Annotated in this window: 28 protein-coding genes and 1 tRNA gene; 9 read left to right on the top strand and 20 right to left on the bottom strand. The window is 66.6% G+C overall.

Features of this window, described 5'->3' with window-relative positions; translation table 11 throughout:
* Positions 1–4 precede the first annotated feature (4 nt).
* Positions 5–265: a hypothetical protein gene (locus tag ACIA76_RS23790; protein WP_397154164.1), complete on the top strand. Its 261-nt coding sequence runs from the start codon at positions 5–7 to the stop codon at positions 263–265.
* Here the strand turns inward: ACIA76_RS23790 and purD are convergent.
* A complete protein-coding gene (purD, locus tag ACIA76_RS23785; protein WP_397154162.1) occupies positions 262–1,539 on the bottom strand; it encodes a phosphoribosylamine--glycine ligase in 1,278 nt (425 codons plus the stop codon). The two genes, ACIA76_RS23790 and purD, sit on opposite strands and share 4 nt — an antisense overlap.
* Positions 1,540–1,630: 91 nt before the next feature.
* On the opposite strand from purD, the gene ACIA76_RS23780 reads away from it, so the two are divergent.
* Entirely contained in the window at positions 1,631–2,056 is a 426-nt protein-coding gene (locus ACIA76_RS23780; protein WP_397154160.1) for an HIT family protein, read from the top strand.
* Between the two features lie 114 nt (positions 2,057–2,170).
* On the opposite strand, the gene ACIA76_RS23775 is transcribed toward ACIA76_RS23780, so the two are convergent.
* The 5 genes from ACIA76_RS23775 to ACIA76_RS23755 form a co-directional block, all read right to left on the bottom strand.
* The gene (locus ACIA76_RS23775) at positions 2,171–3,679 is read right to left on the bottom strand and encodes a sensor histidine kinase (RefSeq protein WP_397154158.1); all 1,509 of its coding nucleotides are present in this window, start codon (positions 3,677–3,679) and stop codon (positions 2,171–2,173) included.
* Complete coding sequence (locus ACIA76_RS23770) at positions 3,676–4,410, bottom strand: response regulator transcription factor (RefSeq protein WP_397154156.1); 735 nt, start codon at positions 4,408–4,410, stop codon at positions 3,676–3,678. The genes ACIA76_RS23775 and ACIA76_RS23770 overlap by 4 nt, the downstream gene beginning before the upstream one ends.
* A 173-nt stretch (positions 4,411–4,583) precedes the next feature.
* Positions 4,584–4,655: transfer RNA gene (locus tag ACIA76_RS23765), tRNA-Thr, on the bottom strand.
* A 97-nt stretch (positions 4,656–4,752) separates the two neighbouring features.
* Positions 4,753–4,995 (bottom strand): MbtH family protein, encoded by a 243-nt coding sequence (locus ACIA76_RS23760; protein ID WP_019931522.1) that lies wholly within the window; start codon positions 4,993–4,995, stop codon positions 4,753–4,755.
* A gap of 111 nt (positions 4,996–5,106) precedes the next feature.
* Positions 5,107–5,946 (bottom strand): alpha/beta fold hydrolase, encoded by an 840-nt coding sequence (locus ACIA76_RS23755; protein ID WP_397154154.1) that lies wholly within the window; start codon positions 5,944–5,946, stop codon positions 5,107–5,109.
* Between the two features lie 194 nt (positions 5,947–6,140).
* Between ACIA76_RS23755 and ACIA76_RS23750 the strand changes: the two genes are divergently transcribed.
* On the top strand, positions 6,141–6,308 hold the full coding sequence (locus ACIA76_RS23750; RefSeq protein ID WP_397154152.1) for a hypothetical protein: 168 nt from the start codon (positions 6,141–6,143) through the stop codon (positions 6,306–6,308).
* 44 nt (positions 6,309–6,352) lie between these two features.
* Entirely contained in the window at positions 6,353–7,891 is a 1,539-nt protein-coding gene (locus ACIA76_RS23745) for a trehalose-6-phosphate synthase (protein WP_397154150.1), read from the top strand.
* Between the two features lie 9 nt (positions 7,892–7,900).
* On the opposite strand, the gene ACIA76_RS23740 is transcribed toward ACIA76_RS23745, so the two are convergent.
* From ACIA76_RS23740 to ACIA76_RS23685, 12 genes are all read right to left on the bottom strand, one after another.
* Positions 7,901–8,389, bottom strand: coding sequence for a h domain protein (locus ACIA76_RS23740; RefSeq protein ID WP_397154148.1), 489 nt, complete (start codon positions 8,387–8,389; stop codon positions 7,901–7,903).
* Positions 8,386–9,081, bottom strand: a complete 696-nt coding sequence (locus ACIA76_RS23735; RefSeq protein WP_397154146.1) for a hypothetical protein — start codon at positions 9,079–9,081, stop codon at positions 8,386–8,388. Before ACIA76_RS23735 ends, ACIA76_RS23740 begins: the two co-directional genes overlap by 4 nt.
* Positions 9,082–9,103: 22 nt before the next feature.
* The gene (locus ACIA76_RS23730; RefSeq protein ID WP_397154144.1) at positions 9,104–10,510 is read right to left on the bottom strand and encodes an MCE family protein; all 1,407 of its coding nucleotides are present in this window, start codon (positions 10,508–10,510) and stop codon (positions 9,104–9,106) included.
* The gene (locus tag ACIA76_RS23725; RefSeq protein WP_397154518.1) at positions 10,507–11,730 is read right to left on the bottom strand and encodes an MCE family protein; all 1,224 of its coding nucleotides are present in this window, start codon (positions 11,728–11,730) and stop codon (positions 10,507–10,509) included. Before ACIA76_RS23725 ends, ACIA76_RS23730 begins: the two co-directional genes overlap by 4 nt.
* Before the next feature lie 116 nt (positions 11,731–11,846).
* Positions 11,847–13,100 carry an MCE family protein gene (locus tag ACIA76_RS23720; RefSeq protein WP_397154142.1) on the bottom strand — a complete coding sequence of 418 codons (1,254 nt, stop codon included), beginning with the start codon at positions 13,098–13,100 and terminating at the stop codon, positions 11,847–11,849.
* Positions 13,097–14,164, bottom strand: coding sequence for an MCE family protein (locus tag ACIA76_RS23715; RefSeq protein WP_397154140.1), 1,068 nt, complete (start codon positions 14,162–14,164; stop codon positions 13,097–13,099). Before ACIA76_RS23715 ends, ACIA76_RS23720 begins: the two co-directional genes overlap by 4 nt.
* A complete protein-coding gene (locus ACIA76_RS23710) occupies positions 14,161–15,192 on the bottom strand; it encodes an MCE family protein (RefSeq protein WP_397154138.1) in 1,032 nt (343 codons plus the stop codon). The genes ACIA76_RS23715 and ACIA76_RS23710 overlap by 4 nt, the downstream gene beginning before the upstream one ends.
* Entirely contained in the window at positions 15,189–16,406 is a 1,218-nt protein-coding gene (locus tag ACIA76_RS23705; RefSeq protein WP_397154136.1) for an MCE family protein, read from the bottom strand. The genes ACIA76_RS23710 and ACIA76_RS23705 overlap by 4 nt, the downstream gene beginning before the upstream one ends.
* 5 nt (positions 16,407–16,411) lie before the next feature.
* Positions 16,412–17,263 carry an MlaE family ABC transporter permease gene (locus ACIA76_RS23700; RefSeq protein ID WP_397154134.1) on the bottom strand — a complete coding sequence of 284 codons (852 nt, stop codon included), beginning with the start codon at positions 17,261–17,263 and terminating at the stop codon, positions 16,412–16,414.
* A gap of 4 nt (positions 17,264–17,267) precedes the next feature.
* A complete protein-coding gene (locus ACIA76_RS23695; RefSeq protein ID WP_397154132.1) occupies positions 17,268–18,032 on the bottom strand; it encodes an MlaE family ABC transporter permease in 765 nt (254 codons plus the stop codon).
* Between the two features lie 278 nt (positions 18,033–18,310).
* The gene (locus tag ACIA76_RS23690) at positions 18,311–19,216 is read right to left on the bottom strand and encodes a 3-oxoacyl-ACP reductase (RefSeq protein WP_397154130.1); all 906 of its coding nucleotides are present in this window, start codon (positions 19,214–19,216) and stop codon (positions 18,311–18,313) included.
* 44 nt (positions 19,217–19,260) lie between these two features.
* A complete protein-coding gene (locus ACIA76_RS23685; RefSeq protein ID WP_397154128.1) occupies positions 19,261–19,449 on the bottom strand; it encodes a ferredoxin in 189 nt (62 codons plus the stop codon).
* A gap of 265 nt (positions 19,450–19,714) precedes the next feature.
* On the opposite strand from ACIA76_RS23685, the gene ACIA76_RS23680 reads away from it, so the two are divergent.
* From ACIA76_RS23680 to ACIA76_RS23660, 5 genes are all read left to right on the top strand, one after another.
* The gene (locus tag ACIA76_RS23680) at positions 19,715–20,908 is read left to right on the top strand and encodes an acyl-CoA dehydrogenase family protein (protein ID WP_397154126.1); all 1,194 of its coding nucleotides are present in this window, start codon (positions 19,715–19,717) and stop codon (positions 20,906–20,908) included.
* A 21-nt stretch (positions 20,909–20,929) separates the two neighbouring features.
* On the top strand, positions 20,930–22,030 hold the full coding sequence (locus ACIA76_RS23675; RefSeq protein ID WP_397154124.1) for an acyl-CoA dehydrogenase family protein: 1,101 nt from the start codon (positions 20,930–20,932) through the stop codon (positions 22,028–22,030).
* Positions 22,031–22,101: 71 nt separating this feature from the next.
* On the top strand, positions 22,102–22,341 hold the full coding sequence (locus ACIA76_RS23670; protein ID WP_397154122.1) for a type II toxin-antitoxin system Phd/YefM family antitoxin: 240 nt from the start codon (positions 22,102–22,104) through the stop codon (positions 22,339–22,341).
* Positions 22,338–22,742, top strand: a complete 405-nt coding sequence (locus tag ACIA76_RS23665; protein WP_397154121.1) for a type II toxin-antitoxin system death-on-curing family toxin — start codon at positions 22,338–22,340, stop codon at positions 22,740–22,742. The genes ACIA76_RS23670 and ACIA76_RS23665 overlap by 4 nt, the downstream gene beginning before the upstream one ends.
* 83 nt (positions 22,743–22,825) lie before the next feature.
* Positions 22,826–23,233, top strand: coding sequence for a VOC family protein (locus tag ACIA76_RS23660; RefSeq protein WP_397154119.1), 408 nt, complete (start codon positions 22,826–22,828; stop codon positions 23,231–23,233).
* On the opposite strand, the gene ACIA76_RS23655 is transcribed toward ACIA76_RS23660, so the two are convergent.
* Positions 23,230–24,222: a sigma-70 family RNA polymerase sigma factor gene (locus tag ACIA76_RS23655; RefSeq protein WP_397154117.1), complete on the bottom strand. Its 993-nt coding sequence runs from the start codon at positions 24,220–24,222 to the stop codon at positions 23,230–23,232. The genes ACIA76_RS23660 and ACIA76_RS23655 overlap by 4 nt on opposite strands.
* A gap of 84 nt (positions 24,223–24,306) precedes the next feature.
* Positions 24,307–25,959: an acyl-CoA synthetase gene (locus ACIA76_RS23650; protein WP_397154115.1), complete on the bottom strand. Its 1,653-nt coding sequence runs from the start codon at positions 25,957–25,959 to the stop codon at positions 24,307–24,309.
* Positions 25,960–25,963 lie beyond the last annotated feature (4 nt).

Genomic DNA, 25,963 nt, shown 5'->3' with positions numbered 1-25,963 from the left:
CGCCATGCGATTCGTCCGCCGCGTCGACGGCCTGACCTACGAATTCGCCCGCGAGGGAATGTATTCCGGCTATCCTTCGTACAAGCGCGTGGACGCCGAACTGTGGTGCCGGCGACTACCCGACTTCGGCTGGTGCGTCTGCGCCCCGACCGGCGAGGTGTTCAGTCGCCCCTTCGACGATCCCGGCCTGGGCGATCTGCCGCCGGAGGGCACCTGGGTCGGGCGCAAGGGCGACCGCTGCTACGTCTACGACCTGGTCCGCTAGACGCGGGCCGGAATCGAGATGCGGTCCTCGACGGCGGCCAGGGCGATATCGGTGCGGTAGTGGCCGCCGGGGAGTTTGACCTTGGCGATGCGCTCGTAGGCCCGGGCGCGCGCCTGTGTGAGGTCGGAGCCGGTGGCCACCACGTTGAGCACCCGGCCGCCCGCGGACTGCAGCGCGCCGTCCTCGCGCAGGGACGTACCCGCGTGCAGCACTTCGGTATTCGCCGCCGCGGTGTCGGTGCCGGAGATGACATCGCCGGTGCGGGGGCGGGCCGGATAGTTCTCGGCGGCCAGCACGACGGTCAGGGCCGAACCGTCCTTCCAGCGCGGGCGCTCGGCCCGGGCCAGGGTGCCGGTGGCGGTGGCGTACAGCAACGCGCCGAGCGGACTCTCCAGCAGCGCCAGCACGGCCTGGGTCTCGGGATCGCCGAAGCGGCAATTGAATTCGACCACGGCGGGGCCGGCCTGCCCGATCGCCAGCCCGGCGTACAGCAGTCCGGAGAACGGCACCCCGCGCCGGACCATCTCCGCCGCAACGGGTTCCACCACACCGGTGACGATCTCCTCGAGTGTCTCGGCGGGCAGCCAGGGCAGCGGGGTGTAGGCGCCCATGCCGCCGGTATTGGGTCCGGTATCGCCGTCGCCGACGCGCTTGTGATCCTGCGCGGGCAGCAGCGGCACCACGGTCGCGCCGTCGACCAGACAGAACAGCGAGACCTCCGGGCCGTCCAGGAACGACTCCAGCAGCACCGGATGACCCTGCTCCAGCAGTTCGGCGCCGTGATCGCGCGCGGCCAGGCGGTCGGCGGTCACCACCACGCCCTTACCCGCGGCCAGACCGTCGTCCTTGACCACCCAGGTCGGGCCGAAACGGTCCAGTGCGGCATCGAGTTCGCCGGGATGATCGACCACCTCGCTGTGCGCGGTGCGCACACCCGCCGCCGCCATCACATCCTTGGCGAACGCCTTGGACCCCTCGATCCGGGCCGCGGCCGCCGACGGCCCGAAGCAGGCGAAGCCCGCCGCGCGCACCGCATCGGCGATGCCGAGCACCAGCGGCACCTCGGGCCCGATCACCACCAGATCGGCATCGATCTCACGGGCCAGCCCGGTCACCGCCTCGGCGCTGCACGGATCCACCGGCCGCACCTGGGCGTGCTGGGCGATCCCGGGGTTGCCGGGCGCGGCCCAGATATCACTCACCCCGGGATCCCTGCGCAGGGCTTCCACCAGGGCGTGTTCACGGGCTCCGGAGCCGATCACGAGTACGCGCACGCACGACAGCTTAGAAGACGCGCATCCCGGCCGACCGCGGGTACCGACCGGACAACCCGATGTCATCGGCTCGCGCCCATAGACTCACCCCATGGCTTCCGTTTTCAGCGCGATCATTGCCGGCCAACTTCCGGGACGGTTCGTGTGGGAGGACGACGAATTCGTCGCCTTCCTGACCATCTCGCCGGTCACCCAGGGACATACGCTCGTGGTGCCGCGCGCCGAGATCGATCAGTGGCAGGACATCGATCCCGAGGCGTTCGCGCGGTTGAACGGGGTGGCCCAGAAGATCGGACAGGCGGTGCGTGCCGCGTGGGACGCACCGCGCGCGGGTCTGCTCATCGCGGGTCTCGAGGTTCCGCATCTGCACGTGCATGTCTTCCCGGCCTTCGAAATGGGCAACTTCGATATCTCCGGAGCCGATCCCGAGCCGAGCAAGGAATCCCTCGACGAGGCCCAGGCCAAGATCAAGCAGGCCCTGCGGGATCTGGGTTATGGGACCAACGTTCCCGACTGACTTCGTCAGCCGGGAGCAGGGGTGATCGTTGATCAGCCGGGACCAGGGGTGATCGTTGATCAGCCAAGACCTGGGCTGGCCGTTGATCAGCCGAGACCAGGGGTGGCCGTTGATTCAGCCGGAACCCGGGGCGGCCGTCGACAAGTCAGGATCCGGGGCGGCCGTTGACAAGCCGGTACCCGGGGCGGCCGTCGATCGGGGCAGCCGCACGGTGAAGACGGTGCCCTCCCCGACCATGCTCGACACCGATACGATGCCGTGGTGCGCGGCGACGAGGGCCTGCACGATGGACAGGCCCAGCCCGGTGCCGCCGCTGTCGCGGCTGCGTGAGGTGTCGGTGCGATAGAAGCGTTCGAAGATCCGCTCGGCCTGATCCGGCGGCAGCCCCGGGCCGGTATCGGCGATCTCGACCAGCACATGATCCGCGGCCGGGGTCAGCCGCACCGCCACCGAGGCGCTCGGTGGGGTGTGGATGAGGGCGTTGTTGATCAGATTGGCCAAGATCTGCCGCAGCCGCGCCGCATCGCCCGAGATCTCCAAAGTCCCTCGGCCGGGCCGGATTTCGAGGTCGATCGGCCGCCCTGGTCCATCCGGCCGCTGGGCGGTGTCGACGGCCCGCGCACCGTGCACGGCATCGCTGGCCAGCGCGAGCAGATCCACCGGCCGCTGCTCCAGCGGCCGCTGCGCGTCCAGCCTCGCCAGCATGAGCAGATCCTCGACCAGCAGGCCCATCCGATTGGATTCGCGTTCGATGCGATCCATGAACATCGCCGGATCGGCCAGCGCCCCTTGCCGATACAGCTCCGCGAAACCCTTGATGGTGGTCAGCGGGGTCCGCAACTCGTGGCTGGCGTCGGCGATGAAGCGGCGCATCTTCGCCTCCGAGCGCCGCGCCGCCTCCTCGGAGGCCTCGGTGGTGGCGAAGGCGTGCTGAATCTGGGTGAGCATGCCGTTCAACGACTGGGACAGCCGATCCACCTCGGTATTGGTGCCCTGCACCGGAACTCGGCGATCCAGATCGCCCCCGGCGATGGCCGCGGCCGTCTTCTCCACCTCGCGCAGCGGACGCAGGCTGCGCCGAATCACCAACTGCGCCACCACCCCCAGCGCCGCGAGCACGAGCGCGCCGACCACCACCTCCAGGCCGACGAGCCGGTCGACGATGTTCTCGGTCTCGTTGAGTCGTTGTGCCACAATGGCCGTCGTGCCCTTCGGGGAGACGATCCGGACCGCGCGCCAATGCAGATCCGGATCACCGATCGAGCCGACCGTCTTCGGATAGCGGTCCAGATCGGCGGGCACCTGGGGCGCGAAGTTGCGATCGGGCGCCTCCAACCGGAGCTGATTCCCGGCCGCATCCTTGACATCGATGTAGAACGGGATGAAGCCGCGATCGAAGGCCGGGCGGGGCGACGGCGGCCGATTGGGGTCGGCCACGCCGTGCGCGACCTGCATGATCTGCCGGTCCACGCTGTCCAGCAGCACCCGATGCATGGCCGAGGTCACCGCGACCCCGGACACCAGCAGACCCAGCGCCGCCAGCAAGACCAGCGCGACCACCAATGTCACCCGCAGCGGCACCGACGCCAAACGATGCGCGATCGCCCGACGGGCACCGCTCATTTGGCCGTCGTTCGGCTGCGGCTGGGCGCGCGCATCACATACCCCACGCCGCGCAGCGTATGGATCAGCCGATCCGGTCCGGTGTCCACCTTCTTGCGCAGATAGGACACGTAGGTCTCGACCACGCCGACCTCGCCGCCGAAGTCGTAGCGCCACACGTGATCGAGGATGCGGGGTTTGCTCAGCACCGTGCCCGCGTTCACCATGAAGTACCGCAGCAGCGTGAACTCCGTCGGCGACAGCGACACCGGCTCGCCCGCCTTCCACACCTCGTGGGTGTCGTCGTCCAATTCGATGTCCTCGAAGGACAACCGCGAGGACTTCCGTTCGGTCACCGCGTGACCGGAGCGGCGCAGGATCACCCGCAACCGCGCCACCACCTCCTCCAGGCTGAAGGGTTTGGTGACGTAGTCGTCGGCGCCCAGGGTCAGTCCGGTCACCTTGTCCTCGACCTCGTCGCGGGCGGTGAGGAAGAGTACCGGCGCCTCGATCCCGTCGGCGCGTAGCCGGCGTAACAGGCCGAAGCCGTCCATACCGGGCATCATGACATCGACGATCAGCGCATCCGGCCGGAAGGTCTTGGCCTTGTCCAAGCCCTCGGCACCGTTACCCGCGCTGGCCACCTCGAATCCCTGATATCGCAGGCTGACCGAGAGCAGCTCCACGATCATCGGCTCATCGTCGACCACCAGCACCCGAGCCTCGGGCATCCGATCCGGCACACCGTTCATGATGCCCATGGTCCCCCCTGGGGTGGGTAGCTCGCTGAGCCTTCGCTGGGAGTTTCCTGGGAGCGATTGATCCTCACGCGCTGACCCCTACCGTCTCGATCATGATCGAAATGTGGTCCGGCAAGCACAACTGGAGCCCCTTGTCGGGCGGCGTGACCGACACGCCTCTATCGAGCCCCCTGTCAGGATTGAACTGACGACCTTTCGCTTACAAGGCGAGTGCTCTACCACTGAGCTAAGGAGGCGGAAAACGGAGCCATCATAGCCGGGCGCACCGGCTATGCGGAAAGCCGCAGCTTCCCCGCACAGCCGGTGGCGCGCAGTATCGGAACTATCGAAGGTTCAGGACTGCGCAGCCTGGCGGGCCGCATCGTCGGCGGCCATCGCGTCACGAAGGCTCTTGGGCCGCATATCGGTCCAGTTCTTCTCCACGTATTCGACGCAGGCAGCGCGGCTGTCCTCGCCGAACACCACTCGCCACCCTGCGGGGACCTCGGCAAAGGCCGGCCACAGGGAGTGCTGCTCCTCGTCGTTGACCAGGACGAAGAAGCGGCCGTCCTCGTCGTCGAAGGGGTTGGTGCTCATTTCACCTCACTGGATACTGGCGCTGGGTAGGGAAACGCTCGGGTGGGCCGTTCAGCCGGAGCCCTTCAGCGTTGTGTCGACCCTAGCAAGGCCGACGTTACGATTGGGCGGTTACCTGGGCACCGCGAAGAAATCGAGCAGAACCTTGTTCACGGCCTCGGGCCGCTCCAGGTAGCCGTAGTGCCCGGCATCGGGAATCTCCTGATACCGGGCGCCCGGGATGGCCTCGGCCACCTCGCGGGCCAGATACGCCGGAATCATCCGGTCGTCGGCGAACCCGATCGCCAGGCTGGGCACCTTGATGCCGCGGTAGGCCTGCAACCGATCGAAGTCGTGATCCATCCGCCGCTGCGCCCGGACGCCGGGCGGGACCGGGCCGCCGGTGAACTCGAACAGATCCAGCCAATCGCGCGCGGCGTGCGGATCGGCCAGGGTCGCCGGGGACAGGTTCAGCGCCGCGGCCATCGACGCCTCGTACTTCGCCGGCAGCTTCACCCCGCTCGCGTCGAGTTCGTGTTCGCCCAGCGACAGCGTCTTCTGGAACAGGTCGAGCCGCCCGTGCCCGGCCATGAACACCGCCTTGCGCACGAGATCGGGCCGGGCCAGCGCGAGTTCCTGCGCCACCCGCGCACCCATCGATGTGCCCGCCACCAGCGCGGGACCCTCGTCGAGGAGTTCGATCAGCGCGGCGGTATCGCGGACCATGTCATCGATGTGCATGCCGGTCGCGGCCTCGTAGGAGGGCGCGATGCCGCGATTGTCGAAGGTGCAGACCCGGTACCCGGCCGCGAGCAACGCGGGCACCTGATGCAGCTCCCACACCCGCCCCGGGCTGCCCGTACCCATGATCAGCACGACCAGCGGCGCCGCGCCCTTGGTGTCGGTGCCCTTGGCCTTGTCACCCTTCACCTGATAGTTCAGCGCGATTCCATTCACCGTGGCCAACGGCATAATGCTGATCCCTTTCCCGCGACATTAGACTGCCCTCCACGGTATAGCTTTGCCGTACGAGGACGCTTCCCGGTGTCGAGTGGATATTGCGGTTAGGGCGCGGTCGGCACCGAGGCGAAGGCCCCGGAGACCGCGACCGATACCATTGACTTCCGGTAACCGTGACAAAACACCCGAGCCGAGAGGACACGATGATGGCCGCGAAGGGCGCCAACGACATCGCGGACGACGACCTGGAACCGCTCGCCGACGAGACCGCACGGCAGGCGCAGCGCGTGGTCGCCGCCTACGCCACGGACGCAGACGAGTGCCGCATGCTGCTCTCGATGCTCGGCATCGCTCCGATCAACCGGAGCGACTAGCGGGTCACCGTCCACAACTACAGCGGGCCCGAGCGGAGGATCCAGTGACCGAACCCGATACCGACAGACCCGAGCGCGCTGTACCCGAGAGGGAGCCGAAGGGGTATCAGGGCGAGGGCGCGGGCTCCGGATTCGTCGTCGTCGCCAATCGACTACCCGTCGACCTGGAACGACTACCCGACGGCTCCAAGCGTTGGAAGCGCAGCCCCGGCGGGTTGGTGACCGCGCTGGAGTCGGTGCTGCGCAACAACAACGGCGCTTGGGTCGGTTGGGCCGGCGTGCCCGATGTCGACCTCGATCCGATCATCGAGGACGGCCTGGAACTGCACCCGGTACCGCTGACGGCCCAGGAGGTCGGCGACTACTACGAGGGCTTCTCCAACGGCACGCTGTGGCCGCTGTATCACGATGTGATCGTCCGGCCGGAGTACCACCGCGAGTGGTGGTCGGCCTATGTGAACGTCAATCGCCGCTTCGCCGAGCACACCGCCAAGGTGGCCGCCGAGGGCGCGACGGTCTGGGTACAGGACTATCAGCTGCAGTTGGTCCCGAAGATGCTGCGCATGCTGCGTCCCGATCTGACCATCGGATTCTTCCTGCACATCCCGTTCCCGCCGGTGGAGCTGTTCATGCAGCTGCCGTGGCGGACCGAGATCGTGGAGGGTCTGCTGGGCGCCGATCTGATCGGCTTCCACCTGCCCGGCGGCGCGCAGAACTTCCTGTATCTGGCGAGACGGCTTGCCGGACAGCCGACCTCGCGGGGCAATGTGGGCATCCGCTCGAAACTCGGTGTGGTTCAGGTGGGTTTCCGCACCGTCCGCGTCGGCGCGTTCCCGATCTCGATCGCCTCGGCCGAACTCGACGAGCTGTCGCGGCGGCGGTCGGTGCGCGAGCGCGCCGCCCAAATCCGTTCGGAGCTGGGCAATCCCAAGAACATCCTGCTCGGCGTCGACCGTCTGGACTACACCAAGGGCATCGATATCCGCCTGGGGGCACTCGAGGAGCTGCTGCAGGAGGAGCGCATCGATCCGACCGAGACCGTGATGGTGCAGCTGGCCACCCCCAGTCGCGAGCGGGTGGAGAGCTACATCCAGATGCGCGGCGATATCGAGCGTCAGGTCGGCCGCATCAACGGCGAGTTCTCCCGGGTCGGCTTCCCGGTCGTGCACTATCTGCATCGGCCGATCCCCCGCGAGGAGCTGATCGCCTTCTTCGTCGCCGCGGATGTCATGCTCGTCACCCCGCTGCGCGACGGCATGAATCTGGTCGCCAAGGAGTACGTCGCCTGTCACAGCGGCCTCAACGGCGCGCTGGTGCTGAGCGAATTCACCGGTGCCGCAGCCGAACTCCGCCAGGCCTACCTGTGCAATCCGCACGATCTCGACAACGTCAAGGACGCCATCGCCCACGCCCTGTCCGATGAGCCGGACACCAAGCGCCGCCGCATGCGTGCCCTACGCCGCCAGGTCCTCACCCACGATGTGGACCGTTGGGCCCGAGCATTTCTCGACGCGCTGGCCCAGGATCGGGTGGCGGGCAGCGCACTGCTCACCGACGACGATGTGGATCCGGGCGGGCATTGAGCGCTCGCCTCAGATCGGGGTCACCTGGGCGGCCAGCCAGCGGCCGCCCGCCTTATCCATATTCACCCGGACGCGGCTGGAGGTAACGGTGCCCTTCGGGGCGTCCTTGCTGGTGGTGACCTGATTCAGGAAGACCAGGATCACGGCGTGGTCGCGCTGGGCGGAGATGACGCCGGCCGCCTGGGCGGTGGCCTGGACCGTGAGCTGTTTCTGTTTGGCGCCGGGGATGATCTCGTCGTGGATGATCTTCGCGTAGATATCGCGGAAGCCGCCGTCGAGGTTGTCGACGACCTTCGGCAGTTCGGTGTCGACACTGCGGAAGTCGTAGGAGAACATCGCCTCCATCGTGTGCCGGGCCGCGGCCGCCGAATCGGTGCGGGCCTGTTCGGTCTGCCGATCCGACCAGTACCGATAGCCGGTCAGCGAACCGGCCACCGCGGCCGCGACGAAAAGCACCGCCGCGGTGGCGAATACGAGGGGACGCAGCCTGATTCTCATGGCACGAACTCCACATCCGAGGCGGTGAGACCGCCCTTGTCGTCGCGGGTGACGGTCACGCGGAAGCGGAAGTTGTGCTCCTGCGGCTCATTCGTGCCGGAATTGGTCACCGTCTGCTTGGCCACCACCAGTACGCGCGCCGAGGTGGCGTCGTCGGATTCGATCGCCGCCTCGGGGACCTCACCGGTGGACTTGACCTTGATCTGCTGCACGACCTTCTGATACGCGTCCTTGTTCTGCGTCAGATCGTTCTTCAGCTGTCCGGACAGGGTCGCCAGGGTCCGGTCGAGGTCCTTGCCGGCCGTATCGTCGGAGATGGTGGTCAGATTGATGATCGCCTGCTTGGCGGTCTGCAGATAGTCCGCGCGCCGGTCGTTCTCGGCGTCCACGCGATGCTGATGGACGAGGTAGAAGCCACCGGATCCGATGAGCACCAGGGCCGAGAGCACCGCGACCACGGCCGCCGCCCAGCCCAGCCTGCCCAGCCGCACGGGCCGGGCCACATCCTCGGATTCGGTTGCCGCCCGGACCGTTTCCGGTTCCGCGACCGCATCGACCTTGTCGAGTGGCGCCACCGGGGCCACCTCGTCGACGGCCACCCGGATCTCGACCGCCGGTGGCTCGTCGACAGGTGGGCCGGGCCGCCGCACCGCGCGCCGCCGAATTCGTCCGCTCGCTGTTGATTCGCTCATGTGATCCGCTCGCCGCATGTGCTCATTGCTGCTGCTCCTCGAGCATCGCCTGCCAACTGGACGGTACCTTGGCCGAACCTCCGGCCGTGACGTCCCCTTGCCGGTAGGTCCGGCCGTCGGGTCCGAGAAACGTCCCGCTGCCGGGATCGTAGTGTTCGATCACGGCCGCCGGATGGGTTTGCCCCGGAGTTTCCGGGCGGCCGGAGTTGTCGACCGGCCGCGGCGGGCCGAACGGCGGGTTGTCCCCCTCGGGCACATAGCCATTGGCGTCGCGGCACATCTCCGGCGTGGGCGCCCGCTTACCCGGCACCTCTTGACACGGGGTATTGCGGATGCCGCGCACCGCCTCCGGCGCGTTCTGGGGCACCTTGCAGTACAGATTGCCGGGCGTGTCGATCGGAGAGTCGTCCTCCGGTGACCGCCGTTGATCGGGCGGCAGGAATCCGGTGGTACATCCGGGCGGGTCGTTGAGCCCGAGCATGAAGTCGACCATCGCACCGTATTCGGCGGGCCCACGGATGACGGTGAGCAGCGCCGCGAGCAGCGGCGGATACACGACCAGGATCTGTTCCAGGCCCGCGTGATAGGTCACCCCGACCTGACCGACACTGATCAGATTCGCCAGCAGCAGCGGCAGCGTCGGGCGCAGATCCTGGAAGGTCTGGCTCACCTTCTGCGCCGCCGAGGGCGTGCGCGCCAGCAGCCGGCCCAGTGCCGGATCATGTTGGCGCAGTTGGTCGGTCACCGTGGCGAGGTCATGGGTCCACGATCGAATGGCATCGGCGGACCGGTTCTGGGTGTCGAGCAGTGGGCCGAGCTTGGTCAGCAGATCCTTGGTCGGCGCGGTGTTCTTCTGGGCCTCCTGCACCAGCAGCGATGCGGAGTCGATGAACTTCTGCAGATCCGGTCCGGCCCCGTTGAACGCGACGAACGCATCGTCGATGACCTGGCGCAGTTTGGTGTCCGCGACCGAGGACAGCAGTCGATCGGCCTGATCCAGCATGGCGCCGACATCCTGGGGAAGCTTCGTCCGCTCGACCGGGATCACCGATCCGTCGCGCAGATCGCCGCCCTGCGGATGCTGCGCCGGAACCAGGTCGACGTACTGCTCGCCGATCGCGGAGACGCTCCGGACATAGGCCTCGACATCGCCGGGAATCTTGTAGTCGCTGTTGATCAGCAGCTTGGCGTCCACCCCGTCCGAGGTGAGCCGGACCTGTTGCACCTTGCCCACATTGGTGCCGCGATAGGCGACATTCGCGGTCGGATACAGCCCGCCGGTGGCCGTGAGCCGGACGGTCACCCCATAGCGGCCGATGCCGAACATGGCGGGCAGATGCACATAGCTGCCCGCCATCACGACCAGACCGACCACGGTCACCAGCGAGAAGATGATCAGCTGAACCCGGACGAACTTGGTGAGCTTCATCGGCCCGGGCCCCCCTGCTGCGGACCAGGAACCGTGATCCCGGGAATGGCGGGCAGGCCCGGAATCGGTGGCAGCCCTGGGATACTCGGCGTCGGTGCCGGTGTGGCCGGCGGGGTCTGCAGGGGTCCGGTCACGGGATCGCCCTTACCCTCGGCGGTTCCGGCGAAGGTGCCCAGCGCGCCCTCGACGCCGCCGAAACGACCGCCCAGCGGAGTACCGGTCAGGAAGTTCGAATCCAGCCGGGCGCCGGTGGCATCGACCGTCATGAGCAGATTCATGTAGTCGCCCTTGATGACCCGCGGGATGTTCTTCATCGGGAACGGGAAGGTCAGCAGCCACTGCAGCGAATCGGCCAGCTTGGTACCGGTATCGGCGAGCGTCTTCAGCGTCGGATGCAGATTCGCCAGATCGGCCTTCAGATTGTCGCCGCCCCGATCGATGATGCGCTGCACGACATCGCTCAGATCACCCAGTGCCGTCAGGGTTTTGGTGATGTTCTCGCGGCGATCGGCGAGCACGGTCAGTGCGGGATGCAGCTTCGTGATGGCCGTGGTCACCTGATCCTTCTGCTGCGCCAGCTGCCCCGCGAACCGGTCGAGACCGTTCATCGCGGCGATGATGTCGCCGGTCTGCTGATCCAGGGTGCTGGTCAGCTGGGTCAGCTGCGGCAGCAGATCGCGGATGGCGTCGGTGCGGCCGATGAAGGTCGCATTCAGTTCGCGGGTAATGGTTTCCAGCTGCGAGATACCGCCGCCGTTCAGCACCACCGACAGCGATGAGAGGGTCTGTTCGGTGGTCGGATAGGCGCCCGCGCGATCGAGCGGTATCAGGTCGCCGCCCCGCAGCTCGCCCGCCGCGGGAACATCCGTCGGCGCCGCCAGCTCCAGGTGATTGCTGCCGAGCAGGCTGGTCTGGCCGATCCGCGCGATCGCGTTCCCGGGCAGCTTCACCCCCTTGTCCAGGCTCACGGTCACCAGCGCGTGCCAGCCCTGCACCTCGATGCCGGTCACCGTGCCGACCGTGACGTCGTCCACCTTGACCGGCGAATTACGGGTCAGGGTGGTCACATTCGGCATCTGCACCTTCACCTGCCAGGAACCCGAACCGGTTCCGGCCGCACCCGGCATGGGCAGGGTGTTCAGCCCATCCCACTGACACCCCGACACACCGAGCACGAGCGCCAGACCAATTGCGGCAGTGAAAGCTCGTAAACCCCGCAGGTTCGCGGCCCGGCTCGTTTCTGGGCTGACGGAGCGGGGGAGCGAAGCGGAGGAGCGGAGGAGGGAAGAAACGAGCCTCAGGGGCCGCGAACCCGCCGAGCGAAGCGAGGCCATAGTCACTGCCCACCTCCCGGCATTGCCAGTCCGGCAAGGCCTTTCGGCACCGTCACCGGCGGCGGGCTCTGTTGCGACTGGGCCTGCGCGGCCACATCCGGCGTGCTGTAGGTGAGCTGGTTGGGGAAGGCCATCTGTCCCGTCACCGGATTCGCCAGCAGCGGTGGGTAATTCATCATCAGGGATTGGATGATCGGCGCGAGATACTGCTTGCACAGGTCGGCGCTGCGCTGGGCTTGGTTGTCCTCCTCGGCCTCCACCGCGCCGCACAGGAAGGCGAACGGGTTGGCGAAGTTCGGTGCGGCCACCGATCCGGTCAGCGTGCCCTGTGCCGGTTTGTAGAGCTGATAGAAGTTCACCAGTGCCGTCGGGCCGGAATGCATGATCCGCTCCAGCTCGGGGCGCTTATCCGCGAGCACCTGGGTCGCATCGGCGAGCCGCTGCACACTCTCGGTCAGCTGTCCGCCGCGTTCGTCGAGGAAGCGCTTGATATCGGCCACGGCCGAATCCAGATTGTCCAGGCCCGCACCGAGATCATCGGAGACGCCGGCCAGCACCGACGACACCGAGGCCAGCCGACCGCCGAACTGCACGATCTGCTCATTGCTCTTGGACAGCACATCGACGAACTGCGCCAGATTGCGCACGGTTCCGAAGAGATCGGTGCGGCCGTCCGACAGCGTGTTCAGCGTGCTGGACAGCTCCTTCAGAGTGTCGCGGAACGCCTGGGCATTGCCGTTGCCGAGGTTGTCGGCGGCGGTGTTCACGAACCGCCCGAGCGAACCCTGCTTATCCTCGCCGACCGGGCCCAGCGCCACCGACAGCTTCGTCAGCTCGGCCTTGATATCGTCCCACTCCACCGGAATCGCGGTGTGCTCCACCGGAATCTCGGCGTTGTCGTGCATCTTCGGCCCGCCGGTGTAGGCGGGGGCCAGCTGGATGAACCGCGCCGACACCAGCGACGGCGAGATGATCACCGCACGCGCGTCGCCCGGCAGGTCGATACCCCGGTCGACCGTCAGGGTGACCTTCGCCCGGTCCTTACCCGGCTCGATCGCATCGATCCTGCCGACCTTCACCCCGAGTACGCGCACATCGTCACCGGCGTACAAACCGGTGGTGGCCGGGAAATACGCGGTGATACGGGTCTTTCCGATCTTGGTCACCGCGCCGTAGACCACCCACGCACCCAGTGCGACGACCAGTGCGGCAGCGATGATCTTGGCCCAGCGCGGCACCTTGCGGACGGCGTTCATCGTGGCGGCTCCTGCACCGAGGGTTCGGCCGACGGCGGCGCCGGGTCGAGGAAGAAGTTGCGCAGCGAGTCGGGCACATGCTGCGGCCAGACCATGGCGTCCACCAGGATCTGCAGACCCTTACTCGTCGCATTGGCCACATACGCCTGGAAGTACGGCCCGCTGCCGACCTGCTCGCCCAGCGCCGCCTCGAACGGGCCGAGCTCATCGAGAGCCTTGGCGAGGTTGTCCCGGTTGCGCTGCAGCAGCGCCAGGACCGAATCGAGTTTGTCCAGTGTCGGTTTCAGCTGGGCCTCGTTATCGTTGACGAAGCCGGTGAGCTGCTGCGCGAGGCCGTTGATGTAGACGATGAGCTGGCTGAGCGCGGTGCGCCGGTCGTTCAGCTCGCCGAGCAGATTGTTGCCGTCGAGCAGCAGCGCATCGATCTGATTCGCGCGATCGGACAGTACCTTGGTCACGTTCTGCGCATGCGAGAGCAGATCGATCAGCGCCTTGTCGCGGGCGTTGAGGCTGCGCGAGAGCGCGGTGACGCCGTCGAGCGCCGAGCGCAGCGGCGCGGGCGTATCGGCGAAGGACTGCGACAGCGTATCCAGTGTCTTGTCGACCTGATCGGTGTCCAGTCCCTTGACCGTCGAGGACAGATCCTCGAGGGCGCTCTCGAGCGAATACGGAGAGGTGGTGCGCTCCAAGGGAATCGGCTCATCACCGTGCAGGACGCCGTCGCCGGAGGGCGTCACCGCCAGGGACTTGCGGCCCAGCACGGTATTGGTCTTGATCGCCGCGGAGGTCTTGCGCCCCAGCACGATCGCCTCGTCCAGGCTGAACAACACCTTGACCTTGGCCCCGTCGAGGCGCACCTGTTCGACCCGACCCGAGCGCACCCCGGCCACCTGGACCTGATCCCCGGGCATCAGGCCGCCCGCGTCGGCGAAGTAGGCGCTGAATTCGGCGCCGGAACGGATGAACGGCAGCCGGTCGAACTGCAGGGCCGACAGCGCGATCGCCACCGCGAGCACGAGGCCGACGACGCCGACATTGGTCAGCGAGATGCGGTTTCCGTTCATTTGTTCGAACACCTTCCGGTCACCTGCATGCCCGGCATGTTCACATGCAACGGCTGCCCGTTGGGGCCGTCGACGAGGAAGTTGGTCCCGCAGATGTACATGTTCAGGAACGAGCCGTAGGAACCGATCCGGATCAGCTTCTTGTAGGTGTCGGGCAGTTTCGACAGGACGTACTGCACATCGTCGGACTGACCGTCGAGATTGGCCGACAGCCGACCCAGCTGATCGAAGGTCTGCTTCAGGTCCGGGCGGGCCTGGGTGAGCAGATCGGTGAGATCGCCGGTGGCCCCGGCCAATCGGGGCAGGGCGGCGCCGATCGGATCCTTGTCCGCGGCCAGGCCGCTCACCAGCCGCTGCAATTCGTCCAGCGTGGTGGTGAACTCCTTGTTGCGATCATCGATGGTGGACAGCACCGTCTTCAGGTTCTCGATCACGCTGCCGATCAAGGCATCTCGATCGGCCAGCGTCCTGGTGAACGATCCGGAGCTGTTCAGCAGCGCCACCAGCGTGCCGCCCTGCCCCTGGAACACCTGCAGCAGCGCGCTGGTCAGATCGTTGACCTGAGTGGGATCCAATCCACGCAGCAGCGGCTTGAAACCGCCGAGCAACAGATCCAGATCCAGGGCCGGTTTGGTCCGGTCGACCCCGATGGTGGCACCGTTGGACAGCGCCTGCGCGGCGCCGGGCCCGTCCATCAGCTCGAGGTACCGATCGCCGACCAGATTCTCGTACCGAATCGTCGCCTGCGTGCTGGCGTAGATCCGGTACTGCCGGTCGACGGCGAAATCGACATGCGCCAGATGGTCCTCGCCGACGTACACCCGCTGCACCGTGCCCACCGGCACGCCCGCGATGCGCACCTTCGACCCCGGCAACATCCCCGAGGAACTGGTGAAGATCGCGTGATATCCGTTCTCCCGGGCGAAGCGCATCTGGCTGAACACCACGCCCAGTCCGGCGAGCACCAGCACCATCACCAGCGTGAAGATCGCCAGCTTCACCGTGCTGGCATGCACCTTGATCCTCATGGGTTGGGCACCCCCGGTAATCCGGCGAACAACAGCTGGAACACCCTGGGCCCGTTGAGATGGGTGTCCGTCGTCGGCTGCCACACCTCGCCCTGGGAGGTGTCGGTCACGAGGTAGTCGGCGTGGCTGCCCGGCACCCGATCGAGGATGCCCTCGCAGTGCGGTCCGCCGGTGGCATTCACCTTCGGTAGATCCTCGGGATAGTGATACGGGGTGCCGCCGGGCATGAAACTCGCGTTCAGCTTCACGTACGGTCCGTCGCCGCCGAAGACCCGGTTACCGACCGGCAGCGCGTCGGCGGCGCCGACGATCAGGCAGTACAGCGCGGGGCTGTACTCGTTGAGCAGGGTTGCCGTGGGCCGCAACAGATCCAGGGCGGTCACGATCTGCTGTTCGTTGTCGCGCAGCACTCCCCCGGCGGTATCGGCGAGGCCGATCAGGTTCAGCAGCATCGCGTCCAGATCGCCCTGATGATCGACGATCGTTCCACTCGTCACCGCCGCATTGTCGGTGGTACGCAACAGATCCGGCACGGTATCGGCATACAGATTGGTCACCCCCACCGAGGTTTGCAGATCGCGTTGCAGATCCGGCAGGCTCGGATTGATATCTCGCAGATACTGATCCGAATCGGCGAGCAGTCGGCCGAACTTGTCGCCGCGGCCCTGCAGCGCGGTGCCCAATGCGGTGAGGGTGGCATTCAGCTTCTCGGGCGCGACCTTCGACAGCACATCGGACAGATGCTGGAACAGCGTATTGAACTCGACGGTCACCGATTGCGCGTTCACCGTCACGCCGGGGGTCAATTGCTTCGACGACGGATGCTGCGGCACAACGAAATTCACGTACTTCGCGCCGAATACCGTCGTGGAGCTGATATCGACGCCGACGTTGGCGGGCAGCATCTTCATCTGGTCGGGGTCGATCGCCAGTTTCAGGCGGGCATTGTCGCCGGTGTACGAAATCGCCTTCACCCGGCCGATTTCCACGCCGCGCAGTTTCACCTTGGCGTCGGGATCGAGGACCAATCCGGCCCGCTGGGCGTCGATATACACGGTCTCGGTCGAGGTGAAGCCGCCGGCGAACATCGTCAGCGCGACCGCCACGACGGCCGCCAGACTCAGCACCATCGCCAGCCCGGCCAGTTTGACGCCCCACCCCGCGCCGAAAATCTTTCCGGCGCCATCCTTTTCGACCAGTGTGTTTGCCGCCATACCGCCTACCCGGAGAGATGGAAATTGCCGGTGGTGCCGTAGATGGCCAGCGAGACCAGCAGGGTCACGGTCACCACCGCGACCAGTGAGGCGCGCACCGCGTTGCCCACCGCCACGCCGACGCCGACGGGACCGCCGGAGGCGTGGTAGCCGTAGTAGGTATGGATCATCATGACCGCCAGGGCCATGAAGATCGCCTGGACGAACGACCAGAGAATGTCACTGGGGATCAGGAACGTCGAGAAGTAGTGGTCGTACACACCGGCCGACTGCCCGTAGATCACCACGGTCGCGAACCGGCTGGCGATGAACGAGGCGATCACCGCCAGCGCGTACAGCGGCACGATCGCGATCATGCCGGCCAGCACCCGCGTGCCGACCAGGAACGGCACCGGCCGGATCGCCATCGATTCCAGCGCGTCGATCTCCTCGGCCACCCGCATCGCGCCCAGTTGCGCGGTCGAGCCCGCGCCGATGGTGGCGGCCAGGCCGATACCGGAGATCACCGGTGCGGCGATGCGCACATTGATGAAGGCGGCGAAGAAGCCGGTCAGCGCCTCGACGCCGATATTGCCGAGCGAGCTGTAGCCCTGGACGGCGATCGTGCCGCCCGCGAACAGGGTCAGGAATCCGACGATCACCACCGTGCCGCCGATCACCGCCAGCGCGCCGGTGCCCATGCTGATCTCCGCGATCAGCCGGATCGTCTCCGTGCGGTAATGGGTCAGCGCACGCGGCACCGAGGCCAGTGACTGTGCGTAGAACAGGGCATGTCTTCCGACATTGTCGAGCGAGTCGGACATCCGGCGCACCCGTCGAACAGTACGCGGGAACCGGGATTCGATCACGAACGCCATACCGTCACCGAGCCGTGAACTTGATCCCAACGGCGGTGACCACGACATTGACCACAAACAGGGCCATGAAGGAGAACACCACCGTCTGATTGACCGCATCGCCGACGCTCTTGGGCCCGCCCCGGACGTTCAGGCCCAGATAGCAGGCCGTCAATCCGGCCACCAGGCCGAACAGCGTGGCCTTGACCTCGGAGATGACCAATTCCGGCAAATGAGTCAGCAGCGTGATGCCATTGACGAACGATCCGGGATTGACACCCTGCAGAAATACCGAGAACAAGAAGCCGCCGACGATACCGATCGTGCAGACCAGACCGTTGAGCAGCGCCGCGACGAACATCGAGGCCAGCACGCGCGGCACCACCAGCCGATGCACCGGATCGATGCCGAGCACCCGCATCGCGTCGATCTCCTCGCGAATGGCCCGGGCGCCGAGATCCGCGCAGATGGCGGTCGCCCCCGCACCGGCGACGATCAGAACCGTCACGATCGGGCCGACCTGGGTCACCGCGCCGAAAGCCGCACCGGCGCCGGACAGATCGGCCGCGCCGATCTCACGCAACAGGATGTTGAGCGTGAAGCTCACCAGCACGGTGAACGGAATGGCCACCAGCAGAGTCGGAATGATGGATACGCGGGCGACGAACCAGGCCTGGTCGACGAATTCGCGTCGTTGAAACGGGGGCCGCACAGTGGCTCTGGCCACGGCGGCGGTGAGTTCGAAGAACCCGCCGACCGCCCGTAGCGGCACGGCAAGAACCTCGTTCATACGCGATTCCTCCTTGCCCTGCCTTACGGTACAGCCTGCGACGGCGAGCCTCAGCAGCCCCGCCCGTCCCGAAGATTAGAACACGTTACTGGTACTCAGGTTCACACATTGACCGGTTTTGAACTGCAATTTTCTTCCAGACATGCACTGGAAGCTGGAACGTGTTCATAGCAGATATGAATCGCCTTTGTGAGGCAGAGCACAACCGACCCCCATGTCTACCAACTACCGGACCACCGATCAACAGATTGTCGCGGTCGGTAGGCACGCGTCGCGACTCAGCCGAGATCGAGCAGTGATGACGCGGAAAACGTACGCCCGGAAGGCCGCTGCGCGAAATGATTTCCGAGCGTGTCGGCCAGGCCGGCCGGTGTCCATTCCGCGCCGTCGGCGTCGAAGCGCCGTTCGACCTCGGGCGCGGCCATGAGCGCGACCATCGGTCCGTAGACGACGAACACCTGACCCGAGATCGCATCGGCGGCCGGTCCGGACAGATAGGCGACCAGGCGCGCGACATGATCGGGCGACAGCGGATCCGGACCGTCCGCGGGCGCGTCGGCGAACACCTGCTCCGTCATCGCGGTGCGTGCCCGGGGGCAGATCGCGTTGGCGCGCACGCCATACCGGGCCAGGGCGCGCGAGGCCGACAGCGTCAGCGCGGTGATGCCCGCCTTCGCGGCCGCGTAGTTCGCCTGCCCCTCCGGACCCAGCAGACCCGCCTCGGAGGAGGTGTTGATCAGCCGCCCGTACACCGGGCCGCCGGCCTGTTTGGACTTACCGCGCCAGTAGGCCCCGGCATTGCGGGAGAGCAGGAAATGCCCGCGCAGGTGGACCGCGATGACCGCGTCCCACTCCTCATCGGACATGTTGAAAAACATTCTGTCCCGGACGATTCCGGCATTGTTGACGACGATGTCGACGCCGCCGAACGCCTCGTCCGCGGTGCGGATGAGCGCATCGGCCGTGGTCCGTTCGGCCACCGAACCGCCGACGAATTCCGCCTTCGCGCCGAGGGCCCGGATCTCGGCCAGCGTCGCCGCGACCGCCTCGCTCTCGGCCAGATCGTTGACCACCACCGCGGCCCCGGCACGGGCGAGCGCGAGCGCCTCGGCCCGCCCCAGCCCGGCCCCGGCTCCGGTCACAATCGCCACTCGACCGGACAGACTCAGTTCGTTGTCTCCCACGCCGCGACTCTAGAACGTGTTCCAGTTCACTGGCAAGGGCCGATTCACGCCAGCCGCAACGCGGCCTTCGGACACTGCGCGACCGCGGTCGCCACATCGTCGACCCGGTCGGAGGGCACCTCGGTCAGCCCGAGGTGCAGCTGATCCTCATCGTCGAGTTCAAAGACGTCCGGGGCGATTCCAACACAGATCCCGTTCGCCTCACACTGATCGAAATCCACACTGAGCTTCATAGATGACTCCTTCGCCGCAGATATCGCGAGACTAACAAGCCAGCACCGGTCGCCGCGGCCGAAACAACCGGATCCACCCCTCATACTGGAACATGTTCCACCCACTATGCAATGATCGCCTAACCGGAAAAGGTTCGCGGCCCGGCTCGTGTTTCAGCGCCCGGCGCGATGCGACGAAGGAGCAAGCGCCGGGCGCTGAAACACGAGCCTCAGGGGCCGCGAACCCGCGGCGCCGGAGGCGACGCCAAAGACACAGGAGCGCGCGATGCGGATTGCCTTTAACTCGCAGCAGGAGCGGCTGCGGGCCGAGCTGCGTGAGTACTTCGCCGAGCTGATCACCCCCGAGCGGCGTGCGGCACTGAGCGCGCAGACCGGCGAATACGGCCACGGCACGGTCTACCGCGATGTCGTGCGGGAGATGGGCCGTGCCGGGTGGCTCGCGCTGGGGTGGCCGACCGAATACGGCGGGCAGGATCGGCCGATGCTGGATCAGCTGATCTTCACCGACGAGGCCGCGGTCGCCGGTGCGCCGGTGCCGTTCCTGACCATCAATTCGGTGGCGCCGACGATCATGCACTACGGCACCGAGGAGCAGAAGCGGTTCGTCCTGCCCAAGATCGCCGCCGGGGAGCTGCACTTCGCCATCGGCTATTCCGAACCGGGTGCGGGCACCGATCTGGCCTCGCTGCGCACCACCGCGGTGCGCGACGGCGACGACTGGATCATCAACGGACAGAAGATGTGGACCAGCCTCATCCAATACGCCGACTACATCTGGTTGGCCGCGCGCACCGATCCGAATGTCCGCAAGCACAAGGGCATCAGCATGTTCATCGTGCCGACCACGGCCGAGGGCTTCTCCTGGACCCCGGTGCACACGATGGCCGGACCGGACACCAGCGCGACCTATTATCAGGACGTGCGAGTGCCAGCCTCGGCCATGGTCGGGCCGGAGAACGGCGGCTGGTCGCTGGTCACCAATCAGCTCAATCATGAACGGGTGGCGCTCACCTCGGCCGCGCCGCTGCAACTGGCGCTGGCCCAGACCCTGGACTGGGCGCGAAACAACGAGGACTCCACCGGTTCCCGGGTGATCGACAGTGAATGGGTGCGGATCAATCTGGCCCGCGTGCACGCCAAGGTCGAATACCTGAAGCTGCTCAACTGGGAGATCGCCGCGCGCGCCGATGCGGGCGGCGACGGAGCGCCGCGGCCCTGGGACGCCTCCACCTGCAAGGTGCTCGGCACCGAATTGGCCACGGAGGCATACCGATCGCTGATGGAGGTGCTGGGCCCGCAGGCGTATCTGAGGCAGGATTCGCCGGGTGCGGCGCTGCGCGGACGGCTCGAGCGCATGCATCGCGCCTGTCTGATCCTCACCTTCGGCGGGGGCACCAACGAGGTGCAGCGCGACATCATCGCCATGACCGCCCTGAAGCAACCCGCCGCCGCGCGCTGATTCGAAAGCTGGTTAGTCACCATGGATTTCACTCCCACCGAGGCGCAACAGGATCTGGCCCGCCTGACCGGCGAGGTCTGCGAGAAACTGGTCACCGCCGACCGGCTGCGCGAGCTGGACCGCGCCGAGGTCCGCTTCGACGAATCGCTGTGGCGGTCGCTGGCCGAGACCGGCGTGCTGGCGGCGACGCTTCCGGAGGCGGTCGGTGGCAGCGAGCTGGGCCCGCTGGAACAGACCGCGGTGCTGCGCGAGCTGGGTAAGGCCGTCGCGGCGGTGCCGTATCTGTGGTCCGTTGTGCTGGGCGCGGGCGCATTGGCCCGATTCGGCTCCGTGGCGCAGCGCGAGCTGGCCGCGAAAGCCGGTGCGGGCGAGACGATTCTGACCGTGGCGCTGGCGGAGGAGCGCAACTGGGAGCCCGCCCATCCCGTCACGACCGCCACCGACGACGGCACGGGCTGGACGCTGACCGGGGCCAAGACGACCGTGCCGTTCGCCGGTCTGGCCGAGCGAATCCTGGTGCCCGCCAGGACATCCGGAGTACCCGCGGTATTCCTTGTCGATCCGGCCGACCCCAGCGTGCGGATCTCGGCCCAGCAGGTGGTGGACCGCTCCCCCGACGCCGAACTCGAATTCGATCGCACCCCGGCGGAATTGGTGGGCACGATCGAATCGGGCGGCGAAATCCTGAACTGGCTGCTCGAACGCGGCTGGCTCGGCCTGGCGGCCCAGCAGCTCGGCACCCTGGAACGCGCCCTCGACCTGGTCGCCGAATATGCCCGCGAGCGTGAGCAATTCGGCCGTAAGATCGGCGGCTTCCAGGCCGTCGCCCAGCGCCTGGCCGACGGCTACATCGACCTGCAGGGCCTACGCCTGGCCGTCACCCAGGCCGCGTGGCGGCTCTCGGAGGGCCTGACCGCGGCCCAGGAGATCCACACCGCCAAGTTCTGGGCGGCCGAGGCGGGCCACCACCTCGCCCACTCGGTCGTCCACATCCACGGCGGCGTAGGCATCGACCGAGACCACATCGTCCACAACTACTTCACCGCGGCGAAGCACAGCGAATTCGCGTTGGGTGGTGCCACCGACCATCTGCGCGCCCTGGGCGCCCTACTGGCCGGATAGTCCACCCTTGGGCCGATCGCCGCCTGAATGCAGTTTTGTACAGTTTCTCAGATCAGATGTACAGTTCTTCCATGACTGCAGCATCGAGGCCTGAGTACTGGGAAGTACCGGTGAGCGAAGCCAGAGAAAGACTGGCCGAGGTGATCGCTGCGGCCGAGGCCGGCACGATAGTCCATCTGACGCGCCACGGTCGCAGGGTAGCGGCGGTGGTGCCGGAGGAGATGGCTGAGACCGCCGACAGCGAGGTTCGAGCGCTCTCGAAGAGATTCAGCGAAAGGCACCGCTCGCTGCTCGATCGGCTTGCCGAATGACGGAACCGGCGGTGTACTACCTGACCGTCACAGACCTGCGGGTCATAGCCATCGATGCCGTGGGCAATGTCGTTTTACGCGATCCGGGCCTACTCGCGTCGGCTGCAGCACGCCCGCAGGCAACGGTCTTCGGCATGGATGCCTATCCGACGATCTGGGAGAAGGCTGCCGCGCTACTGCATTCGATTGCGAGCAACCACCCTCTCATCGACGGGAACAAGCGGCTGGCGATCGCCGCAGCGATCGTGTTCCTGGCACGCAATGGAATCGACGTCGACACTCTGGACGAAGATCTGGCCTACGACTTGATGATCGAGGTAGCCAAGGGGGAATTGCGCGAAGTGGCCGAGATCGCCGCACGCCTCGTTTCCGTCCTCGCGCACACGCCTCCCTCCTCTTGACGTAGGCGGCCGATGAGTTTGGGCCGCCCAGTTCGTCGGTATCGGCGTACCTGTACGCGACTGCGCAGTCGAGAGGATCGGGCATGGCCAGCAGGATGATCTTCGTGAATCTTCCCGTCGACGATCTGGAGCGGTCCACGGGCTTCTACGAGGCGTTGGGGTGGAAGGTGAATCCGGCGTTCACCGACGAGAACGCGGCGTGTGTGGTGGTGGATGACAATATCTGCGTGATGCTGCTGGTGAAGGGGTTCTTCTCGACCTTCACCGAGCGGCCGATCGCCGATACCGCCGCTGGCACCGGGTCGATCTACGCGCTGGCGCTGGGCAGCGCGCGGGAGGTCGACGAGCTCACCGCGGCGGCCGTGCGGGCGGGCGGCGACGAACTGGTCAACGAGGACAAGCGTTCTCAGGAGGCCGCTGTAGGCATGTATGGGCGGGCCTTCCGCGATCCGGACGGGCATCACTGGGAACCCTTCTGGATGGCCCGTTAGGCCCGTAGTTCCGGCGGCAGACCGAACAGCGGGAACAGGCGCTCGGCGTCGAGGAAGAAGTTCAGGCCGCTGATCTTGTCGCCGTCGAATTCCAGCACGGTGATCGACCAGGGCGTGAAGACACCCGGCACCGCGGAGGGCTTGTACTGGCCGAAGGCGGGCAGACCGTTGGCGCCATCCAGTGGAATCAGGCGCGAGCCGCGGCAGGCCGACGGGCCCTCCGACAGCATGAACGCGGCCACGTTGTCGGGACCGGAGATCCACAGCTCGAGCGGCGGCATGGACAGCGCCACATCCTGTTTCAACAGGGTGGTGAGCGCGTCCATATCGTAGGACTCGAAGGCCCGCACGAAGCCGTCGACGAGTTCACGCTGCCGCTCGTCGTGCTCGTCGTAGGCGCCCGACTCGCTGGGGCGCACCTTCGACATCGTGGCGCGCGCCCGCTGCAGGGCGCTGTTCACCGAGGCGGGCGACATCATCAGCATGTCGGCGGTCTCGTTGGCCGAGAACCGCAGCACCTCGCGCATGATCAGGATCGCGCGTTGGGTGGCGGGCAGATGCTGCACCGCGGCCACGAACGCCAGGCGCAGTGAATCCTTGGTCGAGGTGTGCTCGGCCGGATCCGCGCCGAAGGCCAGGCCGTTGGGGATCGGCTCGATCCAGACGTAGTCCGGCTGCGGCGGGGGCATGGGACTGTCCGGGGTGGAGGGTCCGGACAGATCCATCGGCCGGGCGCGGCGCTGCGGCCCGTCCAGCATGTCCAAGCAGACGTTCGTGGCGATCTTGTACAACCAGGAACGCACGCTGGCCCGGCCCTCGAACGAGTCGTAGGCCTTCCACGCCCGGGTGAACGTCTCCTGCACGGCATCCTCGGCCTCGAACGAGGACCCCAACATCCGGTAGGCGTAAGCGCACAGCTCCCGCCGGTACCCCTCGAACCGCACCAGCACCTCGTCCACGGCGCCGGCGGAACCGCCCGACTTGCTCATGCCACACACCATGGCATAGGGCACCGACAAGAAACAGTCCGAACTTGATGTCCCGCAACGGGTCCTACCAGCTGGAACCTAACGTCACTTCGTCGCGGGCGCGGGGGCGGCCTCGTCGGCCGGACGCGATTCGGCATGGGCGTGGGCCCACTTGTAATCGGGCTTACCCGCCGGGGAGCGCTTGATCTCGCCGACGTACCAGAGGCTGCGCGGCAGCTTGTAGGACGAGATCTCCTTGGTCAGCACCGGACGCAGCTCGTCGAGGGTGGGGCGCTTATCGCCGCGGCACTGCACCACCGCTGCCACGTGATGACCCCAGCGCTCGTCCGGAACGCCGATCACCAAGGCGTCGAACACATCCGGATGCCCCTTGAGCGCGGCCTCGACCTCCTCCGGATAGATCTTCTCGCCGCCGCTGTTGATGCTCACCGAACCCCGGCCGAGCATGGTGACCGTCCCGTCCTCCTCCACGCGGGCGTAGTCGCCGGGGATGGAGTATCGAATCCCGTTGAACTCCTTGAAGGTCGCGGCCGTCTTGACGGGATCGTTGTAGTAGCCGACCGGAATGTTGCCCCGGCGGGCGAGGAATCCGACCTGACCGGAGCCGGGCACGACCGGATTGCCGTCGTCGTCGAGAACCTCGGTGGAGGCATCGATCTTCACGCGCGGCCCGCCGGTATGTGTGGCGCCCTTCGTGGCCACGGCCAGCCCGCCGAAGCCGGTCTCGGTGGCGCCGATGGAGTCGACGATCATCGTATTCGGCAGCAGATCGATGAACTCGTCCTTGAGCGCGGGCGAGAACAGCGCGGCGCTGCTGGCGAAGGACCACAGGCTCGAATGCTGGTACGGCTCACCGGTTTCCGAGTTACCCGTCTTCAATGCGTCGAGCATCGGCCGGGCCATCGCATCGCCGGTGATGAAGACCATGTTCACGCCGTGCCGGTCGATGGCCTGCCACACGCCGTGCCCGCTGAACTCCGGCAGCATGATCGCCTTACCGCCGTCGAACAGGCTGTGGAACGTCGCGGTGAGCGAGCCGCCGTGGATCATCGGCGGAATCGGATAGCGGACCATCTGCTGATTGCCCGCGCCCTTCTTCGACTGTTCCCATTCATCGGAGATGAATTCGCCGTTGTAGAAGTTGATTCCGCCGCCGAGGACTCGCCACCAGTCCTCGTGGCGCCACATCACACCCTTGGGCATGCCCGTGGTGCCGCCGGTGTAGATCATGATGATGTCGTCGGGTGAGCGATCGCCGAAGTCCCGCACGCCCGACGAGGCGGCCAGCGCCCCTTCGTATTCCGCCGAATCGGCTGCGGTCGGGAACCGATCCTCGGTACCGTCGTCGATGACGACGACCGTCTTCAGTTTCGGCGTGTTCGGGCGCACGCCGGCGACTCGATCGCTGTATCGACGCTCGTGAATCAGCGCGACCATATCCGAATTGTCGAAGATGTATTGCAACTCGTTCTCGACGTATCGGTAGTTGATGTTCACCATCACGGCGCGCGCTTTGAAGATCGCCACGATGGCCTCGACGGCCGCGAGGGTGTTGCGCGAGTACAGACCGACCTTGTCACCCGGTCGCACACCCTGTTCTTGCAGGTAGTGCGCGAGGCGGTTGGCCCGGTCCTCCAACTGCGCGTAGGTGACCGAGCGGGTGTCGTCGGCCAGCGCGACGCGGTCGGGCATGAGGTCGATGGTGTGTTCGACAAGGTCCGCTATGTTGTAGCTCACAGGT

It is taken from the genome of Nocardia sp. NPDC051570 (assembly GCF_044454005.1).
Lineage (GTDB): Bacteria > Actinomycetota > Actinomycetes > Mycobacteriales > Mycobacteriaceae > Nocardia.
Note: the sequence above shows the minus strand (reverse complement) of the source record. Positions and strands in the feature narration are given on the sequence as shown.